This is a genomic window from Rhizobacter sp. P1_G5 (assembly GCF_056405435.1).
Map to the genome: position 1 here is coordinate 1 of NZ_JBFUCB010000154.1, position 10,939 is coordinate 10,939.

9 protein-coding genes are annotated in these 10,939 nt (G+C 69.4%); 3 read left to right on the forward strand and 6 right to left on the reverse strand.

Features of this window, described 5'->3' with window-relative positions; genetic code table 11:
* Positions 1 to 624 (forward strand): PEP-CTERM sorting domain-containing protein (locus tag AC1D12_RS13165; RefSeq protein ID WP_477840846.1); only part of this gene is annotated, 624 nt, incomplete at its 5' end.
* Here AC1D12_RS13165 and AC1D12_RS13170 read toward each other — a convergent pair.
* From AC1D12_RS13170 to purL, 5 genes are read right to left on the reverse strand one after another with little or no spacing between them, the layout of a single operon-like run.
* The gene (locus tag AC1D12_RS13170; protein ID WP_477840848.1) at positions 515 to 1,333 is read right to left on the reverse strand and encodes a metal-dependent hydrolase; all 819 of its coding nucleotides are present in this window, start codon (positions 1,331 to 1,333) and stop codon (positions 515 to 517) included. The genes AC1D12_RS13165 and AC1D12_RS13170 overlap by 110 nt on opposite strands.
* Positions 1,334 to 1,343: 10 nt before the next feature.
* On the reverse strand, positions 1,344 to 2,525 hold the full coding sequence (locus AC1D12_RS13175) for a glycosyltransferase family 2 protein (protein WP_477840850.1): 1,182 nt from the start codon (positions 2,523 to 2,525) through the stop codon (positions 1,344 to 1,346).
* Positions 2,459 to 2,815, reverse strand: coding sequence for a 5-carboxymethyl-2-hydroxymuconate Delta-isomerase (locus AC1D12_RS13180; RefSeq protein WP_047513545.1), 357 nt, complete (start codon positions 2,813 to 2,815; stop codon positions 2,459 to 2,461). Before AC1D12_RS13180 ends, AC1D12_RS13175 begins: the two co-directional genes overlap by 67 nt.
* Before the next feature lie 10 nt (positions 2,816 to 2,825).
* Positions 2,826 to 3,068: a hypothetical protein gene (locus tag AC1D12_RS13185; protein ID WP_047513547.1), complete on the reverse strand. Its 243-nt coding sequence runs from the start codon at positions 3,066 to 3,068 to the stop codon at positions 2,826 to 2,828.
* Between the two features lie 20 nt (positions 3,069 to 3,088).
* Positions 3,089 to 7,081 (reverse strand): phosphoribosylformylglycinamidine synthase, encoded by a 3,993-nt coding sequence (gene purL / locus AC1D12_RS13190; protein ID WP_477840852.1) that lies wholly within the window; start codon positions 7,079 to 7,081, stop codon positions 3,089 to 3,091.
* Positions 7,082 to 7,179: 98 nt separating this feature from the next.
* On the opposite strand from purL, the gene map reads away from it, so the two are divergent.
* Entirely contained in the window at positions 7,180 to 8,016 is an 837-nt protein-coding gene (gene map / locus AC1D12_RS13195) for a type I methionyl aminopeptidase (RefSeq protein ID WP_047513551.1), read from the forward strand.
* A gap of 17 nt (positions 8,017 to 8,033) precedes the next feature.
* Positions 8,034 to 10,664, forward strand: coding sequence for a [protein-PII] uridylyltransferase (locus AC1D12_RS13200; protein WP_477840856.1), 2,631 nt, complete (start codon positions 8,034 to 8,036; stop codon positions 10,662 to 10,664).
* Positions 10,665 to 10,719: 55 nt separating this feature from the next.
* Here the strand turns inward: AC1D12_RS13200 and AC1D12_RS13205 are convergent.
* Positions 10,720 to 10,939: hypothetical protein (locus AC1D12_RS13205; protein WP_477840854.1), on the reverse strand; the 220-nt coding region annotated here is incomplete at its 5' end.

The window sequence follows — 10,939 nt, forward strand, 5'->3', positions numbered from 1 at the left end:
ACGAACAGCCTGGGCGTGAGCTGGGCGACCGATGTGCCGACCGACAACGCCAGTGCGAGCATCAACTGGCAACGCTTCGTGAAGCTGGATCCGCATGGGTCGATCACGCTGTCGGGACTGGCGACGCTCGACCGAAGCAACCCGCACGCGCTGTCGACGCACTACCAGTTCGCACCTGACGGCAACTACAACCTCGCGACGCTGACGCTGAGCGACGACAGCGTCTACCAGCACGCCGTCAGCCTGCACGCCTGGATCCTGGACGACGATCCGACCGTGTGGGACGACGCGTCGCAAGCCCACGCGGGCGGCCCGGAGGCTTTCACCTACAGCGCCGACTCCTTCGGCGCGCTGTCGTTGACGCTGCACAACGACTCCCCCCTTCCGATGTTCGCGAGCCTGGGGGTGTTCGCCTTCAGTTCGGTGCAGGCGATTCCGGAGCCTGCAACGGCGCTGATGATGGCATTGGGCGTCGGATGGCTGGCATGGTGCCTGCGGCGCCAGGCCCCGCCCGCTACACCTCGCGGAACTGCCCGGCGTTCTCTCGCAGCCATGCTGCGGCGCGCGGCTCGTCCTGCTGCAGCGGGTGGAAATCCGGCCGGAAGTACGCTCGCCATGGCGTGAAGGTGTCGCGCACCAGCCCGCCCTTCGCGAACAGCAGGCGCCAGGCGCTGCGCCAGGTGCCGCCCTGCAGCAGCGCACCGTCGTGCCACAGGTTGCGCAGGGTCTGGCGCATCACGTCGGTGACGAAGAAGAAGGTGACGACGCGGAACCAGCGGATGCGCCAGCGGTGGTTGCCGCCACCGGCGCGGTAGACGTCGAACGCGGTGCTGCGGTGCTCGGTCTCCTCGGACGCATGCCACAGCCACATCGTGCGCAGCCGCGCCTCGGCGCCGTCGAGCCGCTGCGGGTGCTGCAGCATCCAGGCCGCCATGATCGCGGTGAAGTGCTCGTAGCCGGCCGTCACCGCCAGCGCATGGCGCGGGTCGCCGGCCATGCGCTGGAAGCGCGCGATGCGGCGCGCCGCGCGCGGCCCCCAGGTGTTGCGGTGGCCCTGCGCCTCGAGCTGGCCGTTGAACAGGCCGTGGATGCGGCGGTGCGTCGCCTCCTGCGCGACGAAGCCCTGCACCTCGTCGGCGAAGCCGGCCTGCACATCCGCCGGCAAGGCCTTCGCGGCGGCCCGCACTGCATCGATGAAGAACTGCTCGCCGACCGGGAAGCTCATCGACAGCGCGTTGAAGAACGCCGTCAGGAAGGCATCGCCACCGGCCCAGCGCCGCTCGAACGGGGTCGACAGGTCGACGAGCAGCGAACGGACGGTGTGGTGGGCCATGGCCCCGATCCTAGTGGGTCGAACGGCGTGCGCGGCGCAGGGTTTGCCGCAGGAAGTCGATCGCCCCGGGCGGCACCGCCGTCACCAGGTACAGCGCCCACAGCTTCGGCTGCTTCCAGCGCTGGCGCAGGCTGTCGCCGAAATGCCGGTGCGCGGCGGCGTAGTCCTCGCGGTACCACATCTCCATGCCGACCCATTCGTAGGCGCTCGCGATCGTCTCGGTCAGCAGCGCCGGCGGCAGGTCGAGCCGGCCCCCGCGCCGCTCGCGTTCGCGCTCCACCTCGGGCAGCAGCGTCTTCAGGTAGTTGCTCGCGATCATCCAGCGGTAGGCCGGCTGGGTCAGCTGGTCGGCGGCGCCCTTGCGGTACAGCACGGCGCTCGCGTCGAGCAGCGCGGCCGGGCCGGCGCGGCTCGCCTTCAGGTGGTAGGCATGGTCCTCGCCGGACACCATGCTCTCGTCGAAAYCGCCGATCGCGTCGGCGCGCTCGCGCGTCAGCATCAGCGTCGACGGCTGGCACAGGTTGCCGATCAGCATGCGCGAGCGCACGTCGCCCCAGTACACGCGGGTGCCGGCCTGCGGCCCGGTGGCATCGGGCACGAGCTCGGCGAGCCCCGCCTCGTGCTCGAACACCGCGATCCCGTGCTTCGCGAGCTGGCCATAGGCCGAGTACGCATCGCGCAGGTGCGCCTGCCGGACGAGCTGGCCGTGCTCGTCGACCACGTCGAGGTTGGTCCACAGCATGCCGACGCCGTGCGGCGCCAGCGCCCGCAGCGTGGCCACCTGCAGCTGCAGCTTCCACGGCTGCCACAGGTCGTCGGAATCGAGGAAGGCGATGAACTCGCCGCGCGCATGCGCCAGCCCCAGGTTGCGCGCCGACGACACGCCGCCGTTCGGCTTGCGCAGGTAGCGCAGCCGCGGCTCGTCGGCATAGCGGCGCCCGAGCACGCCGGCGGTGTCGTCACCGGAACCGTCGTCGACGACGATCAGCTCGAAGTCGCCGAAGGTCTGCGCCAGCACCGCGTCGATCGTGCCCGGCAGCAGCGCGGCGCGGTTGTAGGTCGGCATCACGATCGTGACGCACGGCGGCGGTGTCCGGCTGGCCGGTGACTCGCTCCTCACGCCCGTCACGCGTCCAGGCCGGCGTTGCGCCGGTTGCTGAAGGTCGCGCGGTCCATCTCGCGCACGTCGCACGAGACGGCCTGCACCTGCGGCAGCAGCGCCGCCAGCCCGCGCACGATCGCGGCCGACAGCTTCTTGCGGTCGGCCTCGCTGCGCCCGGTCAGCACGTAGGCGAACACATGGACGAAATCGGCATCGATGCCGCCGACCAGGCTGTGCTCGTGCACCAGCACGCGGATCTTCACGTCGCCGACGGTGAACAGCTCGCTGGCGAGCGCGGCGTCATGGACGGCACGCATCATCCGCTCGACCGGCACCTGGGCCGCGACCGACTTCGTGCACTCGAGGATGCAATGGGGCATGGGATCGTTCTCAGACGTCGAGGGTGTAGACGCGGGCCGCGGCACGCTCCGGCGCACTGTGGCCGCGCAGCGCCTGCGCCCACCCGGCGTCGTTGGCCGAGTGCGCCGGCGTCAGGCCGCGCACCATCACCGCGACTTCCTCGGAACCACCATCGATCTCGTTGAGCTGGTGCAGCTGCTCGTCGAACAGCCGCGCGATCGATGCGCCGGCGGCGTCGATCAGCACGAGGTAGCGGACTGGCTTGCTGTGCATCGTTGTTCTCCCTGGTCCGCTCAGCCGACCCAGCGGCGTGCGTTGTGGAACATCCGCATCCACGGGCTGTGGGCGGAAATGTCGCCCGAAGTCCAGCTCATCAGCACGTTGCGGAACACCCGCTCCGGGTGCGGCATCAGCACCGTGAAGCGGCCGTCGCCGGTGGTCACCGCGGTCAGGCCGTCGGGGCTGCCGTTCGGGTTCGCCGGGTAGGCCTCGGTCGGCCGGCCCGCGTGGTCGACGAAGCGCATCGCGCGCTTCACGGTGGCGGCGTCGCCGCGCTGCGAGAAATCGGCAAAGCCTTCGCCGTGCGCCACCGCGATCGGCAGGCGGCTGCCGGCCATGCCGCTGAAGAAGATCGACGGGCTCTCGAGCACCTCGACCTGCGCGAGGCGGGCCTCGAACTGCTCGCTGCGGTTGCGGGTGAACTTCGGCCAGTCCTGCGCGCCGGGAATGATCGGCGACAGCGCCGCCATCATCTGGCAGCCGTTGCACACGCCGAGCGCAAAGGTGTCGCTGCGCCCGAAGAACGCCGCGAACTGCTCGGCCAGCACCGGGTTGAACATCACCGAGCGCGCCCAGCCTTCACCAGCCCCCAGCGTGTCGCCGTAGCTGAAGCCGCCGCAGGCGACGAAGCCCTGGAACTGGTCGAAGCGCGCGCGGCCGGTCTGCAGGTCGCTCATGTGCACGTCGAAGGTGTCGAAGCCGGCCTGCGCCATCGAGTAGCTCATCTCGAGGTGGCTGTTGACGCCCTGCTCGCGCAGGATCGCCACCTTCGGGCGGGCGGTGTTGACGTACGGCGCGACCGGCGCCRCCGGGTCGAAGCTCAGCTGCAGGTGCAGCCCGGTGTCTTCGCTGCGGCCGGCGGCCTCGTGCTCGGCGTCGGCACACGCCGGGTTGTCGCGCAGCGTCGCGATGCGCCAGCTGACGTCGTCCCAGGCCTGGTGCAGCTCGCGCAGCGGCGCGCTGAACACCGCCTTCGCGTCGCGCCAGATCTCGACGACGCCACGCTCGTTGGTCTTGCCGATCACGTGGCTGTGCTTCGACAGGCCGTGCTCGCGCAGCACCTGCATCACCTCGTTGCGAGCGTCGGTGCGCACCTGGATCACGGCGCCCAGCTCCTCGTTGAACAAGGCCTTCAGCGTCAGCTCGGCGCGGCGCGCACCGACCTGCCCGGCCCAGTTCTTCGAGTCGCCGTGCTCGGCGCGGCTGTCGGCGATGCCGTCGCCTTCGGTGACCAGCATGTCGACGTTCAGGCTCAGGCCCAGGTGGCCGGCGAAGGCCATCTCGCAGGCAGCCGCCCAGAGGCCGCCGTCGCTGCGGTCGTGGTAGGCCAGCAGCTTGCCCTGGCTGCGCAGCTGGTTGATCGCGGCAACCAGCGACTTCAGCAGCGCCGGGTCGTCGAGATCCGGAACCTCATCGCCGAACTGGTTCAGCACCTGCGCCAGCATCGAGCCGGCCATACGGTTGCGGCCCTGCCCGAGGTCGATCAGCACCAGCGTCGTGTCGCCGGGCTGCAGCTGCGGCGTCAGCGTGCCGCGCACGTCGGCCAGCGTCGCGAAGGCCGTGACGATCAGCGAGACCGGCGCGGTGACTTGCCTGGCTGCGCCTTCATCGCTCCAGCGCGTGCGCATCGACAGGCTGTCCTTGCCGACCGGCACGCTGATGCCGAGCGCCGGGCACAACTCCATGCCGACGGCCTGCACGGTGTCGTACAGCGCCGCATCCTCGCCCGGCTCGCCGCAGGCGGCCATCCAGTTGCAGCTGAGCTTGATGCGTTCCAGCTCGATCGGCGCGGCCAGCAGGTTGGTGATGGCCTCGGCCACCGCCATGCGGCCGGAGGCCGGGGCATCCAGCGTCGCGAGCGGCGTGCGCTCGCCCATGCTCATCGCCTCGCCGCGGAAGCCGCGGAAATCCGCCAGCGTCACCGCGCAATCGGCCACCGGCACCTGCCACGGCCCGACCATCGGGTCGCGGTGGTTCAGGCCGCCGACGGTGCGGTCGCCGATCGTGATCAGGAAGCGCTTGCTGGCCACGGTCGGGTGGCGCAGCACGTCGAAGGCCACCTTGTCGAGCGACACGTCGGTGAGCTGCAGCGCCGGCAGCGTGCGTTCGACGCGCTTCACGTCGCGGTGCATCTTCGGCGGCTTGCCGAGCAGCACTTCCATCGGCATGTCGATCGGCGTGTCATCCGAACCGGGGTTGTCCAGCACCAGCTGCTTCTCGGCGGTCGTCACGCCGACCACCGCGAACGGGCAGCGCTCGCGCTCGCACATCGCGCGGAAGATCGGCAGCGCGTCAGGCGAGACCGCCATCACGTAGCGCTCCTGGCTCTCGTTGCACCAGATCTCCTTCGGCGCGAGGCCGCTCTCCTCCAGCGGCACCTGGCTCAGGTCGAAGCGCGCGCCCAGGCCGGCACCGTCGACCAGCTCGGGGAAGGCGTTCGAGATCCCGCCGGCGCCGACGTCGTGGATCGCAAGGATCGGGTTCGATTCACCGAGCGCCCAGCAGTGGTTGATGACCTCCTGCGCGCGGCGCTCGATCTCGGGGTTGCCGCGCTGCACCGAATCGAAATCGAGCTCGGCCGCGTTGGCGCCGGCCGCCATCGAGCTGGCCGCGCCGCCCCCCATGCCGATGCGCATGCCGGGGCCGCCCAGCTGGATCAGCAGCGTGCCGGCCGGGAACTGCAGCTTGTGCGTCTGGCTGTCGGAGATGCTGCCGAGGCCGCCGGCGATCATGATCGGCTTGTGATACCCGCGGCGCTGGCCGCCGACCGTCTGCTCGTAGACGCGGAAGTAGCCGGCCAGGTTGGGCCGGCCGAACTCGTTGTTGAACGCGGCGCCGCCGAGCGGGCCGTCGACCATGATCTGCAGCGGGCTCGCGATGTGCTCGGGCTTGCCGTAGGGCGACTGCTCCCACGGCTCGTTGGTGCCGGGCAGGTGCAGGTTCGAGACGCTGAAGCCGGTCAGGCCGGCCTTGGGCTTGGAGCCGCGGCCGGTCGCGCCCTCGTCGCGGATCTCGCCGCCGGCACCGGTGGACGCACCGGGGAACGGCGAGATCGCCGTCGGGTGGTTGTGCGTCTCGACCTTCATCAGCACATGCACCGTCTCCTCGCGCGGGCCGTACAGCGGCGCGTTGGTGTAGCCCTGCGGCAGCCAGCGTTCCGTGGGGCCGCCTTCCATCACCGACGCGTTGTCGCTGTAGGCCACCACCGTGTGCTGCGGCGCAAGCTGGTGGGTGTTGCGGATCATCGCGAACATCGAGCGTTCCTGCTCGATGCCGTCGATCGTGAAGCGGGCGTTGAAGATCTTGTGCCGGCAGTGCTCGCTGTTGGCCTGCGCGAACATCATCAGCTCGACGTCGGTGGGGTTGCGCTTCAGGCCGGTGAAGGCGGCGACCAGGTAGTCGATCTCGTCGTCGCTCAAGGCCAGGCCGAAGTCCTTGTTGGCGACCTCGAGTGCCTTGCGGCCTTGCCCGAGCACGTCGACATGCTCCATCGCGCGGCCGGCCTGTTCGTCGAACAGGTGGGCGGCGTCAGCGCGCTGCAGCAGCACGCTCTCGGTCATGCGGTCGTGCAGCAGCKCGGCCGCCTGTTGCAGCTCACCGGCTTCCAGCGGCTTGGCGGCGCCCAGCAGGCCAGCCAGGCCGGATTTCAGCACCAGGCGGTATTCCGTCACGCGCTCGACGCGCCGGATCGCGAGCCCGCAGTTGTGGGCGATGTCGGTGGCCTTGCTGGCCCACGGCGAGACGGTGCCCAGGCGCGGCGCCACCAGCACCAGCGCACCGTCGGCCGGGCCGGCATAGGCGTCGCCGTAGGTCAGCAGCGCAGCGAGCTTGTCGTGGGCGTCGCGCGGCAGCGGCTGGTCGCTCCACACCCAGTGGACGTGCCGAGCGTGCACGGCGGTGATGCGCGGGCTGATCGCCTGCAGCCGCGGCAGCAGGGCCTGGGCGCGGAAGGCGGACAAGGCGTTGCCGCCCTCGAAGTGCAGCAGATGCTTGGGTGTGGACGTCACGTTGGGGGCCAGCTTCGGGTTCTGGAGACCGGGTCGTGTTCAGGGACTGCCGGTGGAAACCCGGGATTTTACGGGGGTCGGTGCAATAATTCCGCCCCATGACGATCACGATCAAAACCGCCGAGGATGTCGCAGGCATGCGGATCGCCGGCCGGCTGGCCTCCGAAGTGCTGGACATGCTCACGCCGCACGTGAAGCCGGGCATCACCACCGAGCAGCTCGACAAGCTGGCGCACGACCACATCGTGGACGTCCAGCAAGGCATTCCGGCCCCGCTGAACTACGCGCCGCCGGGCTACACGCCCTACCCCAAATCGATCTGCACCTCGATCAACCACCAGGTCTGCCACGGCATCCCGAACGACCGGCCGCTGAAGGCGGGCGACATCGTCAACATCGACGTGACCGTCATCAAGGATGGCTGGCACGGCGACACCAGCCGGATGTTCGTCGTCGGCCACGGCTCGATCGCCGCGAACCGGCTGTGCCAGATGACCTACGACGCCATGTGGAAGGGCATCGTGAAGGTGAAGCCGGGCATCCACCTGGGCGATATCGGCCACTCGATCCAGACCTTCGCCGAGAACGCCGGCTTCTCGATCGTGCGCGAGTTCTGCGGGCACGGCATCGGCCGCAAGTTCCACGAAGAGCCGCAGGTGCTGCACTACGGCCGCCCCGGCACGCTCGAGGAGCTGGTGCCCGGCATGGTGTTCACGATCGAGCCGATGATCAATGCCGGCCGGCGCGACATCCGCGAGGCCGGCGACGGCTGGACCATCGTCACGAAAGACCGCTCGCTGTCGGCCCAGTGGGAGCACACCGTGCTCGTCACCGAGACCGGCTACGAGGTGCTGACGCTGTCGGCGGGCAGCCCGCCACCGCCGGCCTTCGTGACGGCCGCGGCCGCAGCCCCGTCCGCGACCACCACCGCCTGACGGTGGCCTCGATGGCGATGACGGTGGACACACCGGCGCCCGCTGCCGCGCGCAGCCTGGCGGAGCAGCGCAGCCGCTTCCGCGAGGGCAAGGCGGCGCTGATGGCGCACTTCCGCGAGTCGCGCGCCACCGCGCCGGCCGCGACCCGGCTGGTGCGGGCGCTGGCCCGCCACGTCGACCAGACGCTGCTCGGCCTGTGGGAGCACGCGATGATGCCGCCGGGTGCCGCGCTGCTGGCCGTCGGCGGCTACGGGCGTGCCGAGCTGTACCCACACTCCGACGTTGACGTGCTGGTGCTGCTGCCGCCCGGAGATGCGCTGCACAACGCCCGCATCGGCGCGCCAGGCTCCGACAACGATGCGCTGAAATCCTCGGTCGAGGGCTTCATCACCGCCTGCTGGGACCTGGGGCTGGAGATCGGCTCGAGCGTGCGCACCGTCGACGAATGCGTCGCCGAGGCGCATGGCGACGTGACGGTGCAGACCGCGCTGCTCGAATCGCGCTACCTGTGCGGCTCGAAGCGCGTGTTCAACGCCTTCCGGCGCGCGAATGCGGCCGCGATGGACCCGAAGGCCTTCCTGCGCGCGAAGACGCTGGAGATGCGCCAGCGCCACCAGAAGTACGAGGACACGCCCTACTCGCTGGAGCCGAACTGCAAGGAAAGCCCCGGCGGCCTGCGCGACCTGCAGATGGTGGTCTGGATCGCGCGCGCGGCGGGCCTGGGCCGCACCTGGACCGAGCTCGCGACGAAGGGGCTGATCACGCCGTTCGAGGTGAAGCAGCTGCAGCGCAACGAGGGCCTGCTGCGCCTGATCCGCGCGCGGCTGCACATGGTGGCCGGCCGCCGCGAGGACCGGCTGGTGTTCGACCTGCAGACCGCGGTGGCCGAGAGCTTCGGCTACGAGACCACGCAGATGCGCCGGGCGTCCGAGCAGCTGATGCACCGCTACTACTGGGCGGCCAAGGCGGTGACGCAGCTGAACCAGATCCTGGTGCTCAACATCGAGGAACGCATCAACGGCTCGCAGGATGCGCCGATGCGCCCGATCGGCACGCACTTCTTCGACCGCGCCGGCATGCTCGAGGTGGCGAGCGACGACCTGTACGAGCGCGAGCCGCACACCATCCTCGAGACCTTCCTGGTCTACCAGCAGACACCCGGCATCAAGGGCTTGTCGGCGCGCACGCTGCGCGCGCTGTACAACGCCCGCGAGGTGATGGACGGCGATTTCCGGCGCGACCCGGCGAACCGCGCGATCTTCATGCAGATCCTGCAGCAGCCCGAAGGCCAGACGCATGCCWTSCGGCTGATGAACCAGACCAGCGTGCTGGGCCGCTACCTGTGGGTGTTCCGGCGSATYGTCGGGCAGATGCAGCACGACCTGTTCCACGTCTACACGGTGGACCAGCACATCCTGATGGTGCTGCGCAACGTGCGGCGYTTCTTCATCCCGGAGCATGCGCACGAGTACCCGTTCTGCTCGCAGCTCGCCTCCACCTGGGACCGGCCGTACGTGCTGTACATCGCCGCGCTGTTCCACGACGTGGCCAAGGGCCGCGGCGGCGACCACTCCGACCTGGGAGCCACCGAGGTGCGGCGCTTCTGCCGCGACCACGGGCTCGACAAGGACGACACCGTGCTGGCCGAGTTCCTGGTCAAGGGCCACCTGACGATGTCGCGCATCGCGCAGAAGGAAGACCTGAGCGACCCCGAGGTGATCGAGAACTTTGCGCAGCTGGTGGGCACAGAGCGCCGGCTGACCGCGCTGTACCTGCTGACGGTGGCCGACATCCGCGGCACCAGCCCGAAGGTGTGGAACGCCTGGAAGGGCAAGCTGCTCGAGGACCTGTACCGACTGACCTTGCGCGCGCTGGGCGGCGCCACGCCGAACATGGACGCCGAGATCGAGGCGCGCCGGCAGGATGCGCGGCACACGCTGAACCTGTACTCGCTGCTGCCGGGCACCGAGGTGCCGCTGTGGAAGACGCTGGAGCTGAGCTATTTCGCGCGGCACGATGCCGGCGACATCGCCTGGCATGCGCGCTCGCTGTTCCGCCACGTGACGAGCACCGAGCCGATCGTGCGGGCGCGGCTGTCGTCGGTGGGCGAAGGGCTGCAGGTGCTGGTGTACGCGCCCGACCGGCCCGACCTGTTCGCGCGCATCTGCGGCTACTTCGACGGCGCCGGCTTCAACATCCTGGACGCGAAGATCCACACCACGCGTGCCGGCTATGCGCTCGACACCTTCCAGGTGATCAGCCCGCAGATGGAGCAGCACTACCGCGACCTGATCTCGCTGGTGGAGACGCAGGCGGCGCTCGCGTTGAAGGCCGAGGGCCCGTTGCCGGACCCGAGCCGTGGCCGGCTGTCGCGCCGCGTGAAGTCGTTCCCGATCACGCCGCGGGTGCTGCTGCGCCCGGACGAGCGCGGCCAGCGCTGGCTGCTGTCGGTATCGACCAGCGACCGCTCCGGGCTGCTGTACGCGATCTCGCGGGTGCTGGCACGCCACCACATCAACCTGCAGCTCGCGAAGATCACGACGCTGGGGGAGCGGGTCGAAGATACGTTCCTGATCGATGGCTCGGCCTTGCAGCAGAACCGGACCCAGATCGAGATCGAGAGCGAGTTGCTGGACGCGATCACGTAGTGCATCGATCAACGCTGCGTCGTATTCAACCAGCCCTTGCCCGCAAGGGTCGCTGCTAGTCGGAACTGGATCCGATGAGGATTGATACCTTCCCATCCGCAAAGAAGGCGTAGGCAAAGTCCCAAAAAACAGGGTATGCAGGATGTCCTGCTCTGAAACAGAATTTCTTCACTGCGTCAGCCTGCTTGGCCAAGCTCAAAGTGCAATCCTTCAACTCGACAAGCAACCCCTGAAACTCCCTTGAGTTCAACACCGAGTCGCTGGGGCCGGCCCCA